General features: G+C 53.3%; 12 protein-coding genes and 1 riboswitch. Of the genes, 3 read left to right on the forward strand and 9 right to left on the reverse strand.

Going from position 1 to position 16,536, the window contains the following annotated elements; all coding sequences use genetic code 11:
- Positions 1-1,601 (reverse strand): hypothetical protein (locus tag LGT44_RS17690; RefSeq protein WP_230332456.1); only part of this gene is annotated, 1,601 nt, incomplete at its 3' end.
- A 577-nt stretch (positions 1,602-2,178) separates the two neighbouring features.
- Here LGT44_RS17690 and LGT44_RS17695 point away from each other — a divergent pair.
- Together LGT44_RS17695 and LGT44_RS17700 are read left to right on the forward strand one after the other, a co-directional pair.
- Positions 2,179-3,795, forward strand: coding sequence for an FAD-dependent oxidoreductase (locus LGT44_RS17695; RefSeq protein WP_230332162.1), 1,617 nt, complete (start codon positions 2,179-2,181; stop codon positions 3,793-3,795).
- Positions 3,796-3,823: 28 nt separating this feature from the next.
- Entirely contained in the window at positions 3,824-5,482 is a 1,659-nt protein-coding gene (locus tag LGT44_RS17700) for an acetolactate synthase large subunit (RefSeq protein ID WP_230332161.1), read from the forward strand.
- A 44-nt stretch (positions 5,483-5,526) separates the two neighbouring features.
- Here LGT44_RS17700 and LGT44_RS17705 read toward each other — a convergent pair whose 3' ends face one another.
- The 5 genes from LGT44_RS17705 to LGT44_RS17725 form a co-directional block, all read right to left on the reverse strand.
- A complete protein-coding gene (locus LGT44_RS17705; RefSeq protein WP_230332160.1) occupies positions 5,527-6,384 on the reverse strand; it encodes a phosphotransferase in 858 nt (285 codons plus the stop codon).
- Between the two features lie 19 nt (positions 6,385-6,403).
- Entirely contained in the window at positions 6,404-7,105 is a 702-nt protein-coding gene (gene pnuC, locus LGT44_RS17710) for a nicotinamide riboside transporter PnuC (RefSeq protein WP_230332159.1), read from the reverse strand.
- A gap of 26 nt (positions 7,106-7,131) precedes the next feature.
- The gene (locus LGT44_RS17715) at positions 7,132-7,398 is read right to left on the reverse strand and encodes a YkoF family thiamine/hydroxymethylpyrimidine-binding protein (RefSeq protein ID WP_230332158.1); all 267 of its coding nucleotides are present in this window, start codon (positions 7,396-7,398) and stop codon (positions 7,132-7,134) included.
- Between the two features lie 104 nt (positions 7,399-7,502).
- Positions 7,503-9,581: a TonB-dependent receptor gene (locus LGT44_RS17720; RefSeq protein WP_230332157.1), complete on the reverse strand. Its 2,079-nt coding sequence runs from the start codon at positions 9,579-9,581 to the stop codon at positions 7,503-7,505.
- Between the two features lie 101 nt (positions 9,582-9,682).
- Positions 9,683-9,810: riboswitch (TPP riboswitch) on the reverse strand.
- A gap of 77 nt (positions 9,811-9,887) precedes the next feature.
- Positions 9,888-11,534, reverse strand: a complete 1,647-nt coding sequence (locus LGT44_RS17725) for a hypothetical protein (protein ID WP_230332156.1) — start codon at positions 11,532-11,534, stop codon at positions 9,888-9,890.
- A gap of 261 nt (positions 11,535-11,795) precedes the next feature.
- Here LGT44_RS17725 and htpX point away from each other — a divergent pair, with 261 nt between their 5' ends.
- Positions 11,796-12,683: a protease HtpX gene (gene htpX, locus LGT44_RS17730; protein ID WP_145467112.1), complete on the forward strand. Its 888-nt coding sequence runs from the start codon at positions 11,796-11,798 to the stop codon at positions 12,681-12,683.
- Between the two features lie 68 nt (positions 12,684-12,751).
- Here the strand turns inward: htpX and LGT44_RS17735 are convergent, their stop codons facing one another.
- From LGT44_RS17735 to pepP, 3 genes are read right to left on the reverse strand one after another with little or no spacing between them, the layout of a single operon-like run.
- Entirely contained in the window at positions 12,752-13,960 is a 1,209-nt protein-coding gene (locus tag LGT44_RS17735) for a UbiH/UbiF/VisC/COQ6 family ubiquinone biosynthesis hydroxylase (protein WP_230332155.1), read from the reverse strand.
- Positions 13,957-15,210, reverse strand: coding sequence for a 2-octaprenyl-6-methoxyphenyl hydroxylase (gene ubiH, locus LGT44_RS17740; RefSeq protein ID WP_230332154.1), 1,254 nt, complete (start codon positions 15,208-15,210; stop codon positions 13,957-13,959). The genes LGT44_RS17735 and ubiH overlap by 4 nt, the downstream gene beginning before the upstream one ends.
- Before the next feature lie 8 nt (positions 15,211-15,218).
- Complete coding sequence (gene pepP / locus LGT44_RS17745) at positions 15,219-16,532, reverse strand: Xaa-Pro aminopeptidase (RefSeq protein ID WP_222428495.1); 1,314 nt, start codon at positions 16,530-16,532, stop codon at positions 15,219-15,221.
- Positions 16,533-16,536 lie beyond the last annotated feature (4 nt).

Raw genomic sequence — 16,536 nt, forward strand, 5'->3', positions numbered from 1 at the left:
CCTGCAGCGCGGCTTCCATGTCGAAGGTTGGTTTGGTCATGTGTCATCTCTGTTTTGTATAGGATAAAGAAATGACACAGAATTCTGAACACTACCGTAATGACCGATGTCAGACTCAGCTCACTTCCGCTATAGGTACGAGCTTCATAATCGGCTAACAATCCCGATGGGGTATCAGTATATGTATAGTGTACGACAGAACCCGGAATGCCATCACCATTAGAGTCAGTGCTGTATAATATCTTCCGCCCTGACTCATCGTATTCATATTGAGAAAAAGAAATACTTTCTACTGCATCGCCATTACCTGCCCTGAAAGCCGCCCCCCGGACAGTACCATCAGGATTGTAATTCAGAATCCTTTCATGCCAATCGCTTTCGTTCTCCTGAGTGAATGTTGAGTAATAATGGATGGCTCCGTTTTTATAGAATTCATGGCTGTAAATCTCCATTTTTTCAGGTGTAACCCGTGTATGGATATTACCCTTCTCATCATAAGTCCGGACATCTTCGACCACGCCGCCGATGATACCATAAGCATAACTGTCAATTTCATTGCGGATTAACGTCAGATTACCCTCTGAGTCATAGCCCCGACGCCTGTATGTTATCGACTCAGGGCTGCCATCCATATTTTTATCATAGTATGCAATGCGTTCATTATCATGATAGGTATAAATCGTAGTACCTAACTGAAAAGGGCCATAATTATCTTCGACAAAAGTCTCCCAATATATTTTATAAAATTCCCACAAAGGATCATTTTCATCTACATAGACAGAAAGTCCTTCATACCGGCTAGTTGACAGACCTTTCTCATCATATTTAATCTGTACTACAGCATCACTCCAAAAACTATTTTTCAGTTCCTTAAGCTCAGTCATCCTCCCATTACCATCAAACATTCTCTCAAAATTGGTGACGTTTTTATCCTTACTAAAAACTTTTATCAACCGTCCAAATTCATCGTATTCATATCTTTTTTCGTATGCATAATTGTCTGAAACAACAATACCAGCAGGAACCTTAATTCCGGCTTTTTTATAAATAAACATCAGTGGCTCAGAGACAATCACCCGCTCTCTTACCAGATTTTTTTGCTCCGCCAGACTGGCTAGTGTTTTATAAAAGAAGGGATACAGATCCTGATTAAGGTTGATTGCAGGCAGTTTCCCTGGCTCCTGCCATGCCGTTACATCGATGCCACTGGCGGTATTCTGGTCATTATCCAACAGCATCAGTAATGCCATCGCATTGGCCATACGGTGGAAGCCATTGGTATTTTCAGACGTAAGGGCTTCCGTCACTGTCATTTGTGTATCAGGAAGTGACACACCAAACAAATCAGAAAATGTCATGCCCCCATGGGGTTTCACCGATGTCAGAACCGTTGCCCCGACCGAAAATGTTACGATCTCGCCCGGCTTATAAAAGAAGCGTCCCTTTTTATCCGTTTCGCCGCTGTAGGACTGCGAACTGTAATGCAGCCCTTCAATTTTGAAACCAACAGATGTCCGTTTAAGACTTGATTCGTTAAGGTTACACGCAGACAAAAACAGAATGGCAACCAGCATTACGCTGCGCCCAAGCGGATTATTCATGATCGTCCCTGACTAATTTATACTATTATTAGTTGCCAGAAGTGTAGCAAATACCCGTAAAGATCAGTAGCCCATTTTTCATCACCCAACTCCTGCGGCAGACCGGAAACAGCAACACCTCATCCCCCTTAAGGTATATCTGAGACATACCCATTACGGCGTACTTTAACGCTTAAGGCACCTCTGAATAATTCTGCACAGCTTCGCGTGAGTGCTGCAGAGTGCTTTTGACAAGGCGTCGATTGCAGTGAATGGCTAGTCCTTTATAAAATCGACAACACCGTCAAAACGCTCTGCAGCCCACGCCCTTCGGGGCTTGCTGAAAAAATCCAGCTCGGTGTTGCCACGTTTTGACGTAACCCGCTATGCCTTCAACGTGGCGCCTTGATCTGAACGTTTTCAGTAAGCCGAAGCGGGCACTGAATTATTCAGAGGTGCCTTAAATATCCGCCATATGTCATTGTCTGCCGGTGATCGGCTTCCAGAGTCAACTTCACCGTCCTCCCGGGTCAATACCAATACAGTTTCAGGGGTTTATCGTTACGTAATCAATTCAGCGTCAGAACAGGTGTGTTATATGGCCAGACATATTTCGTCCGAAGTACTGGTGGTCGGTGGTGGTATTGCCGGTATCGTTACTGCGCTTGAATTACTGCGCGCCGGCAAACGTGTCACTCTGGTTGACCGGGATTCAGCAGAGCGTTTTGGCGGACTGGCATTATGGGCATTTGGCGGCATGGCGCTGGTAGGCACATCCTTACAGGCGGCGATGAGAATACCTGATACGCCGCAACGCGCTCTGCGGGACTGGATACGCTTCGGTGAACTGAATACGCACGACCAGCATTCGCTGGCCTGGGCAAATTATTACGTCGAAAATTCCTGCACAGAAGTATACGACTGGCTGAAAAACGAAGGCGTTAAATTCATGCCGGCGGTCAATTGGGTTGAGCGCGGTATGTATGGCGATGGTAACAGCGTTCCCCGCTATCACATTGTTTATGGTACATCGCGCGAGCTGGTCCGCATTCTTAGCGCAGCATTGCAGCGGGCCAATAAGAATAATCTTCTGACACTACTGCACCGCCACAGAATCACAGCACTGAACAACGACAGTAATAACAGCATCTGTGGCGCAACCGGCATTGATGAAGAATCCGGTGAGACCGTTACCTTTTCAGCTCATACCGTCGTGCTGGCCAGCGGCGGACTAAACGGCAGCCACGAACAAACCCGCGCTAACTGGCCAAAAGAGCGGCCAATACCGGCAACAATGCTGAATGGTGCCCATCCTTTTGCCGATGGAAAAATGCATCAGGAAGCCTCTGCTAAATTCGGCGGCCATATCGTTAATGCCGGTGAGATGTGGAATTACGCGGCGGGTTTTGCACATCCTTATCCGCATTTTAACGGCCACGGCTTATCGACGATTCCCTGTAAATCAGCGCTCTGGCTGGACCATAAAGGTAAGCGTATCGGACCAGAGCCACTGGTCACCGGTTTCGATACCCACTGGTTATGTCAGCGGGTTGCAGAACAGGAAAAACCCTGGACCTGGCATTTACTTAACTGGCGTATCGCCGCCAGAGAATTTGCCATTTCCGGCGCTGAACATAACCAGCGCATCCGCGATAAACAATTTTTCCGGTTTTTATTCGAAACATTGCTCGGCAATCATCGCCTGGTGAAGCAAATGGCGAATGAAAGCCCCGATTTCATCGTCGCCGATACGCTCGCCGGACTGGCGGAAAAAATGAATGCGCTGACCCAGTCACTGGATATTGATGCCGCCACCCTGCAGGCCACCGCTGATGAATTTGATGCAAACTTTATTGGCGGTAAAAAACTGGAAAATGATGACCAGATCCGCCGCATTCTGCATGCCCGCCAATGGGGGCCCGATCGTTTGCGCACCTGTAAGCCTGCCCCCTTACAGAAACCCGGTTCCGGGCCTTTTATTGCCATCCGCATGCAACTGGTTACACGTAAAAGCCTCGGCGGTTTACGCACCGATTTAGCCAGCCGCGTTCTGGGTGAGAATAATCAACCGATAACCGGCCTCTATTGCGTGGGAGAAGCCGCCGGTTTCGGCGGTGGCGGCAGTAACGGCAAACGCTCGCTCGAAGGTACTTTTCTGCCCGGCTGCATTATGACGGCACGGGCAGCCGCAAAATCCATTATTGCCAACGCATAGTCGGCAGAAACGCCCCAGGAGAATAACTATGACCAATGGCGCACAAGCTCTGATGAAAACGCTGGTCGATGCCGGCGTCGAAGTCTGCTTCACCAACCCGGGTACCAGTGAAATGCACTTTGTTGCAGCACTCGACAGCGAACCCAAAATGAAAGCCGTACTGGCGCTGTTTGAAGGCGTAGCCACCGGCGCTGCCGATGGCTACGCCCGCATGGCCGACAAACCGGCCGCCACGCTGCTGCACCTGGGTTGCGGCCTGGGTAATGGTCTGGCCAACCTGCATAACGCCCGTAAAGGCAAAGTACCGGTGGTGAATATCGTCGGCGACCACGCCACTTATCATGTGAAATACGATGCCCAGCTACAGTCGGATATCGAAACCGTGGCGCGCAACGTATCGCCGGGGTTTGTCCGCACCTCACAAAGCACAGCAGAACTGTGCAATGACGCAGCAGAGGCCGTCGCAGCCGCCAGAAGTTTTCCGCGCCAGGTTGCAACCCTGATTCTGCCGGCCGATGTATCCTGGGGCGACGGTGGTATACCAGCAGCACCACTGCCACCAACCGTTGCCCCCTGCGCCGACGATGCCACCGTCGGCGCTATCAGCAACGCCATCCGCTCCGGTGGTAAAACGGCGTTCCTGCTTGGTGGTCAGGCTCTGCGCGAACCGGCACTGCTCGCTGCGGCTAAAATTGCCGCCCACAGCGGTGTACGTCTGCTGGCCGAAACCTTCCCGACCCGCATAGAACGCGGCGCCGGTCTGCCGGCTGTGGAGCGCATCGCCTATCTGGCTGAGCTGGCTGGTGTGCAGCTGGCGGATATTGAGCACCTGATTGTGGTCGACTCCAAAGCGCCGGTTTCATTCTTTGCCTATCCGGGCAAGCAAAGTTATCTGGCTCCGGAGGGCTGTCAGGTACACACACTGGCCAGTCCGGAACAGGATGCCGTCGCCAGTCTGGAAAAACTGGCCACTGCGCTGGGGGCCGAAAACAACGCTCCTGCATTACAGGCAGCGCAGCGCCCCGCTCGCCCACGTGGTCGTCTGACTGCTGAGAAAGTATGTAAAGCCGTTGGTCATCTTCTGCCGGAAAACGCCATCATCGTCGATGAATCCAATACCTCCGGCCTGATGCTCAACGCCATGACCAGCGGCTGCCCGCGCCACGATATGATCACCCTAACCGGCGGTGCTATCGGCCAGGGGCTGCCGAACGCCATTGGCGCTGCGATTGCCTGCCCCGACCGCCCGGTCATTGCCCTGATCGGTGACGGTACCGCCATGTACACCATTCAATCGCTGTGGACCATGGCGCGCGAGCAACTGAACGTGACCTCTATTATTTTCAACAACGCTTCCTATTCGGTACTGAACATCGAACTGGAACGAGTTGGCGCGGAAGAAATCGGCCCTAAAGCGAAAGCGCAACTTGACCTTACCGGCCCGGTACTGAACTTCGCTCAGCTGGCTCAGGGAATGGGGGTACATGCGGTACGGGTGAGTACAACCGAAGATCTGCTCAAGGCTCTGGAATATGCACAGGCTCATCCTGGCCCGCACCTGATTGAGGCTATGGTGCCGGAGGCCCTGAACGGTGTGAAGCGTAAGATTTTACCCTGGGTGTTACGCTCATTGCCGAATCTGCCGCTGTCTGTTACCCGCGCACTGAAGCGTAAAATTGCACCGTAAGCAGCCAAAATTAAACCCGGCCTTTGCCGGGTTTAATTCGTTAATTACTCAGCCAGCGCCTTAAGGCCATTTAAATAAGCAATTAATTCCCGATCACTCCACAGTCCCTGCGCCCGGTACCAGAGTGCGGCCAGATAGCTCATCTGTGTTTTGGCAAATTCCCAGCCACGATAGTGTTTTAAACCATAGGCCTGCAGCAGGGCCTGCTCATCGTCGGCGGATAAATCCACACCCTGTAATAAAGCAGCCAGATCCCATAACGGATGACCGATAGCCGCGTATTCCCAGTCGAGCAATACCAGTTTGTTCTCAGCTGTCTGTATCCAGTTGGGGGCGGTCGGGTCCATATGGCACAGACAGCGCTGATTATCGGGAGCACCGCTCAACAGGCTTTGCAGCGGGCCACGCAGCGCCAGTAATTCTTCGGCTGCCGCAGTCATAAGATCCATAACGGCAAAATGTGCAGTAATGGTGTCCCAGTAATGGCCGGCTTTTTCACTGATGCTGAGCTTTGGTATTCCGGCCGGTGGACGTAACTGATGCAACTGCTGCAGTTGCTGCGCCATGGTCAGCAGCAGCGGCAGAGTAAGTTGCTGATTGGTTAATGGCGTACCCGGCACATAGTCACGAATCCAGTAATGGCCGCCTGATGAACGGAAGCGAATGGTGGGCGTCAGCCCCTGTGCTGCCACCAGATGATGTACCTGCAACTCGGCTGCGCGGTTAATATCCAGCGCTCTGGAATTCCGCCCTTCTACCCGCAACACATAATCGCCTTCCGGCAAACGCAGCAAATAACAATGATTGGTAAGTCCACCGGGTAATGGACTGATATTATCCAGCGTTGGCGCTTCGCTGCACAATTGCCAGTGTGGCCAGTCGTCTAAAATCTGCTGCAGCATAGGTATCGCCTTATTGTTGTTATTCGGCTATTTTCCACGCCGAGGGCGTGGTCAGCACAGTATTATCATCGCGGTTTTGTTGTGCTTTAAGTTGTGCCTTAAATTGTGGCAACCAGTTAAACCAGCCAATAATGACCAGTACCACGTACACCGCCATCAACAGCGCCGTTAAATACAGCTCACGGTCGATATATAAGAAGATGGCAACACTGTCGACAACGATCCAGTAGAGCCAATTTTCGAGTACTTTTTTTGCCACCATCCAGGTGGTAATCACTGCACCCCAGGTGGTGAATGAATCAAGATAAGGCAATACCGCCGAGGTATTTTCGCTGAGCAGATAACCGCTGATACAACTCAGAACAATCACACTGCCAATCGCCAGCAGGTGTTGTTTTAATCTCCAGGACTGTATTGGTAACTCAGCAGCCGAAGCCTGTGAGTTCTCATGTTTATTATCTGCCCTTTTATTGGCGCGCCACAGCCACCAGCCATAGACGGCCATAATCAGGTAATACACATTCAGCGCCGATTCCATCAGCAGGCTGACATCCCAGAACAGCCCGATAAAAATAGCCGTACTGCCAAAAGCCGCGTACCAGCACCAGATGCTCTGCTTCATGGCCAGCACTAAATAGGCAATACCCAGAATAACGGCGACCAGTTCCCAGCCGCTCATGGCCTGCGCCGCCTGTTCGATATTGCTCCAGATATCCGCCATTATGTATTCCTGCTTAAAGTCGGTGTTCAGCCGTGTGGATTAAGTGCCGGATCGAGATTGGTACCGATAAATTTGCAGACAAAAATACTCTTGCCGAACTGCTCCCAGCTCAGGCGCATTTCTTCTTTTAAGGTATCCATCACCAGATCATAGTCACCGAACACCTGTGTACTCATGGTATTGGTAACGATGGATAAGCCTTCAATCTGATTCAGACGGTCAATAAAAGATTTAATCGCCGGAATATAATCATCGGCCAGAGGGTATTTGCTGATTTCTACTGATATTTCCATCGTTATTCTCCTGCGTGATAAGTGCATCAGGCACTTTATACCGCTCAAACGTATAAGGCGTCCCCTACGCTTTATTGCAGGGGACGCATCGCACAACACTTAAATCAGAATGAGTACTTAGCCTCAATACCATACGTCATTGGATCGCCATACTGGACGTGACCGAATGCTGTGTATTCATCACGCGGATCATTGGCAAAACCAAAACCACGGGTTTCATAATTGACGCCTGTCAGGTTTCTTCCATATACAGAAATTTCATAGACTGGTTTCACGTAGGCAACACGGGCATGCCAGAGCACATAGGCTTGTGAATGAAGGTTATGACTGTCTGAGAAATAAAAAGAATCTTTCGCTTCGCTTTCAACTCGAACCGACAGCACATCCGTCAGTGCGTACGTCAGCGCAGAAGCAACATTGTATTGTGGGGCATGAGCCTGCTGGCGACCGTCCTGCACATAAATGCCGTAATATTTCGACTCATACGTGTACTCTCCAATTTCAGTAATCAAATAGCCCCAGCTCAGAGCCCAGTTCAGGCGTTCAGTGATATTCCAGTCAGATTCAATTTCGATGCCGTAATTTTTACCTTCGTTGGTGTTACCAATATAGTCTTTGAACTTGGGAACCCCCCCATCCATGTAGCTGAAGGAGTTTTTAATCTGCTGGTTTTTACGATCAATATAAAATGCAGCCACACGGGTTTGAAGACTGTTATCAAGGAGTGAAGACTTCACCCCGAGTTCAATGCTATTATTGATCTCGGCTTTAAATACACGTAAAGAATCATCCAAAACCGGCTCACTGTTCACACCGCCTGCTTTGTATCCACGTGCCAAAGTGGCATAGACGAGATGATCATTGCTGACCATTGCTTCCAGTGTAATGCGACCACCTACCAGCGTTTCATCGGTATTTTCTTTAATGCCGCGATTATCTTTAAAATCGTTTTTCCAATTTTCAATACGTATACCGGAAATCAAACGCAGATTCGTATTCAGATCGGCAGACAATTCACCGTATCCAGCAACGGAAGCCGACGTCAGCTCGCTGGTAAATTGAGCATCACTGGTGTAGTTGCGGATCAGGTCCTCCCCACGCTGCATAGCATAGATACCTGCAACCCAGTCGGTGGTACCTGAAAAAATCCGCCCTTCGGGCCCGGACAGCAAACGAACGTCTGCTGAGCTACGATCATAATCACGCAGGTACTGATCAAATCCACTGTATTCCCAGCCGGGAGCAATACCCACATAGGACCAGTCTTCATCATACGAATATTCAACATCAGATTGGCTATAGGTCAGCTCAGATTGCAGTGTTAAGGCACTGCTGATTCGACTGTCGAGAGACAACGCCAGAGCATTGGTATCCTGAGTATCAACACCCGGATCATCAGAATAAGTTGTGCGGGTATTATCAAGACTGAAAGCGTCATACCCGTTATCGATATCCGCATAGAGATAGGTCATTCCCAACGTAGTATCATCACTCAGTTCGAATGCCAGCTTACCCCGGGCAATAACTTCATCGACATTATTCGTATCATCGCGCTTAAGATAAGTGTTATCCATGTAGCCATCGGACTGGTAGGTATGCACTGCAAGGCGACCTTGTAGATCATCCGTCAGACTACCGGAAACAGCACCACCCAATCCGTAGCTGTCATAATTGCCGGCTTTGGCACTGATATAACCTTCGCTGTTTTGCGTCGGGTCATTACTGCGGATATTGATCATGCCGGCCAGTGCGTTAGCACCAAAACGGGTGCCCTGCGGGCCGCGCAGAATTTCCACCTGCTGCACATCAAACAGGGTCGCAGCAGCACCTAAACCGGTCATATCAATACCGTCGATAACCAGACCCACAGACGGATTCACCGGATCGACAAACTGGCTGCGCTCGCCAATACCACGGATCTGGTAATAGCGGCCACGAGATGCTCCCGAGGCGAAATTAACGTTGGGAGCAAAACTTAAAATCTGTTCCAGATGCTGCGCCGAACGGGCTTCAATCTGCTCACTGCCAACTAAGGTGACGGCTTCAGGAATCTGCTGCACATCGGTTTTACGGAAATCGGCCTGCACGGTTTGTGTGCTGAGGGTAACGTCATCAGCCGCCAAAGCCGACAGCGGAGTCAGTGGTGCCAGTAAAACCAACAGGGAAAGTGGTGTTTTTTTCATTCAGGGTCATTCCTCAAAATACAAGAAAGACCCGGGTAGTGCGTAGGGGCCGGTTGCGTTTAACGCCAACCTCCCGGTTGTGATGCGAGCCGCGCTGAACAGTGCGTACTCACCCCCATTCCTACGCCGGTACTAACCGGATCAGGTTCTAGGGGTTTGCCGTTTACACAGGTAAACCTATGGCATCTCAGGCCGGATTCAGACAATCGGGCCACCCCCTGGGACAGGGGCATCATAAGGGATTCACGCAGGGGAACCAATGGCGGCTTTGGGCTAATACGGAGTAACCACTTCTGCGCGAAGATGTCAGCGCTGCCACGGCTGCGGTATGCGGCTGCCGAGCAGATCATCCAGCAACTGCTGTTGCTGTTCGCGCTCAGCCAGAATCGCGGCTTCGGTAAAGTTGGTTATGTCCTGATTTTTATCGCCTTCGCTGACATCGCTGTCGAGGCTGCCCAGCACGTAGGTTCGCCGCCGCTCGTGCCATTCATTCTGACTTTGCTGCGAAGCATGCTGCAGGGTGAAATCTTCGTAGCGCAGGCTGGTAACCTCTGTGGCACGGGCTTCGGTCTCGATGTACTGGTAGTTCTGCTTGCTGAAATCCACCAGCTCCAGCCAGGGCAAAGGCTCATAGAAGCTGGCCTTAAACTGATACGCCTGGGTTTGCTCTACGGCGAGGCTTCCGGCATCACCGGTTTCGCCTCTGGTATCCTGCGCGAAATTAAGCCCAAAGCTGATCTTTTCATTATTGCGCTGTGCATCAGGGTTGGGTTTGCTGACCTGCGCCTGAAATGAAAAGCTGAAATCCGCCAGACCACTCAGCGCCGTAAGTCCGCTGCGGGCAAAACCCACGTCGATTCCGGTTGGCGTTTGCGGTGGCTGCTCCTGTTCCTGCCGCGCCAGATCCTGCGGATGCTGCTCCGGTTTATGCAGCAGGGCGAAGGCATCGAGCATTAAATCCAGCTGCTGTTTATCGGCATTGCCGCGTTCACCGCTCTGTTCGATCAGCGTCAGATATTCTTTCAGGCTGTCCTGCCGCTGTGCTTCCGTGCCCAACTGCGCCCAACCGGCTTTGCTCAGATCCAGCTTCAGTTTGTCTTCGTGCAGCAACACATTCAGGCTGCGCTGCTCATCATCGTTGCGGTATTCAATGCGCAGCAGATCGCTGCTCTCACCACCTGCGCCTTTAAGATCGAGTGATACCGCCGAGAATTGCTGCAGCTTATCCAGCCCAAGGTTTTCCAAATCCAGCATGCCATTGGCCAGATAACGTCGCGCCAGCTTATCCAGTGATGAGGCCAGCTGCAGCGCTTCTTCCTGCTCTTCTTTACTCAGCGATTCATCCAGGGTAAAGCCCACCAGCCACTGATCCACTTCCAGTGCCCGACCGTCGTCGTTCTGACCCCAGCCGCTCTGATGAGTCAGATTCAGCGTTAATTGCTTCCCCGAATGAGTGGTCAGTTTCAGGCTGAATGTTTCCTCCTGATAACCGTATTTCAGACGGACATTACCGACTTCCGCCAACGCCGGCCGCACGCCATCGTCGGCATAAGCGTAACGCCCGCTGGTGCTGCTGAACTGTGATACGCCGCGCTCCAGCAGATCGGTCAGCACAGCTCCGGGACGAAAATTCTTGGGGATGTTCAGAGAGTCGGAGGCAGATACCAGCTGCTCTCGCCCCTCAGGGCTCACGCCATTAATTACTTCGGTATCGTTCAGTGAGCCGGCAAAACGGGTCCAGGACTGATCGCTTTGCCACAGAGTACGGTTGACCGGTTCACGGTAGGTTCCATCATCGGCTGACGACGAGTGCTGTAACGAGCTGTTTGTCGCCGCTTTCAGCCTGCTGTCTGTAGTACGCGCCAGCTGGTCCGTCAGCGGCTCATCACTGTTCCGGCCAGGCTTGATAAACTGGAAACTGCCGACTTCGCTGATGCGTGGTGTAATTGCCATGGTCTGATCCCTGACCCGTGATGATGAGTAATAGATTGATCATTTATCGGCCAGCCACAGCATTAATTAAGACAACTATCATTTAAGCGCAGTGCTTTTAATAACAGTGCAAAGGAATAGCCGCCATAATTACCCTTCCTGACAATAATCCCGCTTGAAAACTGCGGAAAAATCACCATTCTTGCTGTCATAAATCCGTGCTCAAATCTGTTCTGTTGAGCGCCTGCGGACAACTGAGAACAACCCTTAAAGGAGTCGCACATGTTGCGCATTATTCTGTTTCTGGCCACCAACTTAGCCGTTGTACTGGTGGCGAGCGTTACCCTGTCACTGCTCGGCGTGGGCAGTTACCTGGAACGCAGCGGCAATGGTCTGAACCTCGGCAACCTGCTGGTGTTCTGTCTGGTGTTCGGTATGGTCGGCTCGGTGATCTCGCTGCTGCTGTCCAAGTGGATGGCAAAACGCAGCATGGGTGTGCAGATCATCGATCAGCCACAGAATGCCGGTGAACAGTGGCTGCTGAGCACCGTTAAAGAACTGGCTGACAAAGCCGGTATCGGTATGCCGGAAGTGGGTATCTTCGGTTCGGCAGCGCCTAACGCCTTCGCCACCGGCTGGAACCGTAACAATGCCCTGGTCGCGGTATCGACCGGCCTGCTGCAGCGTATGGATAAAGAGCAGATTAAAGCCGTACTGGGCCACGAAATCGGTCACGTTGCCAACGGCGATATGATTACCCTGACCCTGATTCAGGGCGTGGTAAACGCCTTTGTGATGTTCTTCGCCCGTATTATCGGTAACTTCGTCGACCGTGCGGTATTCAAGAATGAAGACGGTCCGGGCATCGCGTTCTATGTAACGACCTTTATCGCCGAGATCGTACTGGGCATTCTGGCTTCGACCATTGTTGCCTGGTTCAGTCGTCGCCGTGAATTCCGTGCCGACCAGGCCGGTGCCGAGCTGGTCAGCCCGGCCGCGATGATCAGCGCGCTGGCTGCCCTGCAGCAAACCTACGACCAGCCAAGTGAACTGAACGGTGAACTGGTGGCCTTTGGTATCGGTGGTGAAGGCAAGATGTCTGCCCTGTTCTCCACTCACCCGCCGCTGGAACGTCGTATCCAGGCGCTGCGTGAGCAGTACGGCCGTTAATTCTGCCTGCTGACGCACCAACGAAAACGAGCCTCAATTGAGGCTCGTTTTTTATCCGGCTAAGTCGATCAATCCAGCCCCATTGCTTTCATCATTACGTGCTGCTTAACCGGCAACAGTTTGTCGAACAGGCGCATCCCTTCGTTGCGTAATAAACGCAGCAATGGCTGATCGGCGGCGAACAGCTGTTTAAAGCCTTCCATCGCCGCCATGGTGCTGAGGTTGTCGGCCTGACGGCGGCGCTGATAACGGCTGAGCACCAGCTCACCACCAAGATCCAGCCCTTTGCTGTGCGCGCGCAGAATTTCTTCCGCCAGGGTTTCAGCATCTTTAAAGCCCAGGTTCACACCCTGTCCGGCCAGCGGGTGAATGGTATGCGCGGCATCACCGGCCAGCACCACGCCTTCACACCAGTAATCACGCGCATGGCGCTGACGCAGCGGGAAGCGGGCCTTGGCCGAGCTGGCCAGCACCTGCCCTAAACGCCCTTCAAACGCCTGGGTCAGCGCAGCGTTAAAACCGTCTTCGTCCATGGCCAACACCGCATCGGCTTCAGCCGGCGAAGTAGACCAGACGATGGACGCCAGATGCTCATCACCCGGCAGTGGCAACAGCGCCAGCGGCCCTTGTGGGCGGAAACGCTGCCATGCCGTCGCCTGCAGCGGGTGTTCAAGCCGTACTGTGGCAACAATGGCGTGATGGCCATAATCCCACTCGGTGGTTGGCAGGCCAGCCCACTGACGCACCCGTGACAGCGCACCATCAGCACCAATCACCAGTCTGGCCAGCAGCCTGTCATCGTTTTCCAGAACCACCCGGGTGTAACCTTCGGCGTCGCGATTATCGAGGTAGCGAACTTTCTGCGTCAGTACATCTACACCCTGCGTTTCCTGCAGGCACTGCTGGATCGCCCACAGCGTTTGCCGGTTTTCGACGATATGACCCAGACAGGGAGCATGCAGATCGGCGGCATCGAAGGTCACAGAACCTGTGCCTTCAGCATCCCAGACGTGCATGCCGGTGTAAGGGCTGAGACGCTGCGGCGGAATCTTCTGCCAGGCGCCCAGACGGATTAAGAAAGCCTGGGTTTTGGCGGTTAACGCCGACACGCGCAGATCATAATCAGCCAGTTCGCTGCCACTGGCCGGAGCCTGTGTGCGGAACGCCGGATCAATCAGGGCAATGCGCAAAGGCTTTTGCTGTGCACCCTGCACCAGCGCGCTGGCAATCGCCTGACCCACCAGTCCGGCGCCAACAATCACGACGTCATAGTTCATGCAGATTCTCCTGAAAGCGGCGTGGCCGGAAGCTTAGCGGCCCGTTGCCCTAAACCCATGGCATGACGGGTAAAGAGCTTGCGCGCGGTTGGCAGGGCCGACATGCCGAGCAGACCAGCATCGCGCAGCAGCGCCATACCCGGCAGTTTTGAACCAAACAGGCGTGGCAGCAGATCGCTGGCCATAATGGTGTTGCGCTGATCGGCCTGCTGCTGTTGCTCGTAAGCCTGTAATAACGCCAGATCGCCCAGCGGCTGATTCTGCTGCCAGGCGCGGTTGAGGTATTCGGCCAGTACGGCGGCGTCGCGCAGTGCGAGATTAAAGCCCTGTCCGGCCACCGGATGCAGACTGTGCGCAGCGTTGCCGAGCAGCACCAGCGAGCGCCGCACCTGCTCTTTACTCTGCACCAGTGCCAGCGGGTAGCTGGCGCGTTCGCCGACACGCATTAAACGTCCCAGACGATATCCGATCTGTTGCTGCAGACGGGCAAGGAATTCGGCTTCGGGCAAGGCTTTGACCTGTTCGATCTGGTCGTCGGCCAGCGTCCACACCACCGCGAAGTCTTTTTTATTCAGCGGCAGAAAGGCAATCGGGCCGTCTTCACTGAAGCGCTCATACGCCCAGTGACCGTGTTCACGGTCAACCTCAACCTGAGTCACCAGCGCATGGGTGCCATAAGAACGACGTTCATGCTGAATACCCAGCTGCTGCGCCAGCGCCGAACGCGCACCATCGGCCAGCACCAGCAGACTGGTCTGCAGTTGTTCGCCGTTATCGAAGGTCAGCAGCGCGCCGTCAGCGTTCATCTGTACGCCCTGCACCTGGGCCGGGGCTTTGATACTGACGCCCGGCTGTTCCAGTCCACTTAAAAGGCCCTGACCAATCACGGCGTTTTCAACGATATAACCCAGAGCTTCGGTATTCTGTTCACTGGCGTGCAGCTGGGTCTGGCCAAAGCGGCCCTGATCGGAGACCTGAATATGCCCGATAGCACAGGCGCGCCCAGCCATCAGACCCCACACACCCAGCTGACTGAGAATCTGCTGTGTTCCGTAGGACAACGCCGTCGCCCGGCCATCAAAGCTGGGCGGACGGCTGGCAATATCACCATCCCAGTTCAGCGCCTGACGGTCGATTAAGGTCAGGCTCATCCCGCGCGCCAGCGCCGGTTTTAACAGATGCACCAGACTGGCGCCGACCATGCCTGCGCCCAGTACCACAATGTCAGACTGCGGGATGTGCTTGCTCATGCTGTTCCTCAGCCCGCCATCAGGGCTTCAATATCATCAATCTCTTTAACAACGGCAGCGGTCAGGACTTTGCAGCCGCTTTTGGTCACCACCACATCGTCTTCGATGCGGATGCCGATGCCTCGCCATTTGGCGTCCACCGTTTCATCGTCCGGCGAGATATACAGCCCCGGCTCAACGGTCATCACCATGCCTTCTTCGAGAATGCGCCACTCACCACCGATGCGGTATTCGCCGACATCGTGTACATCCATGCCCAGCCAGTGACCGGTTTTATGCATGTAGAACTGGCGGTATTCCTGATTCTCAATCAGCTCATCGACATCGCCGCTGAGCAGGCCATGCTGCACCAGTCCTTCGACCAGCACCCGCACCGCCGCTTCGTGCGGCTGATTCCAGTGATTACCGGCTTTGATCTGCTCAATCGCGGCATACTGCGCATCCAGCACCAGCTGGTACATCGCCTTCTGCTCGGCGCTGAATTTACCGTTAGCCGGGAAGGTGCGGGTAATATCGGCGGCGTAGTAGTCCAGCTCACAACCGGCATCGATCAGAATCAGGTCGCCGTCTTTAATCGCCATATTGTTGTGGGTGTAATGCAGAATGCAGGCATTATCACCGGCACCCACAATCGACGGATACGCCGGCCAGCGGCTGCCCGCGGCCATAAAGGTGCGCATAATCTCGGCTTCCAGCTCAAACTCGAACATGCCCGGCTTGACCATCTGCATGGCACGGGTGTGCGCTTCGGCGCTGATGTCGGCGGCCTTCTGCATAACCTTAATTTCTGCAGGGGATTTAATCAGACGCTGATCGTGTAATAAATGATCCAGCGCACTGAACTCGTGCGGCGGCGTGGCGCCGTTACGCACCTGAGTTTTGATATGGTTAACCCACTGCATCAGCTGGTTATCAAAATTCGGGCTGACACCCAGGCTGGCGTAGATGCGGTCTTTGCCTTCGATCAGGCCGGGCAGGATGTCGTCAATATCACTGATCGGGAAAGCATCATCACAGCCCAGCACTTCAGGCGCGGCTTCCGGGCCGACACGGCGGCCGGTCCAGATTTCCTGCTCTTTGATTTTTTCCTGACAGAACAGCACGTACTCACCGTGTTCCCGGCCGGGAATCAGCACCAATACGGCATGCTCTTCGGCAAAGCCGGACAGGTAATAGAAGTCACTGTCCTGACGGAAGGGATGCTCCACATCGCGGTTACGCACCGTGACCGGCGCTGATGGCAGAATGGCAATGCTGTTCGGGCTCATCAGCTCCATCAGCTGACGGCGGCGTTTGGCGTATTCGCGGACATCGAGTTTCATCATC

It is taken from the genome of Thalassolituus alkanivorans (assembly GCF_020447205.1).
In the GTDB taxonomy this organism is placed as follows: Bacteria; Pseudomonadota; Gammaproteobacteria; order Pseudomonadales; family Oceanobacteraceae; genus Venatoribacter; species Venatoribacter alkanivorans.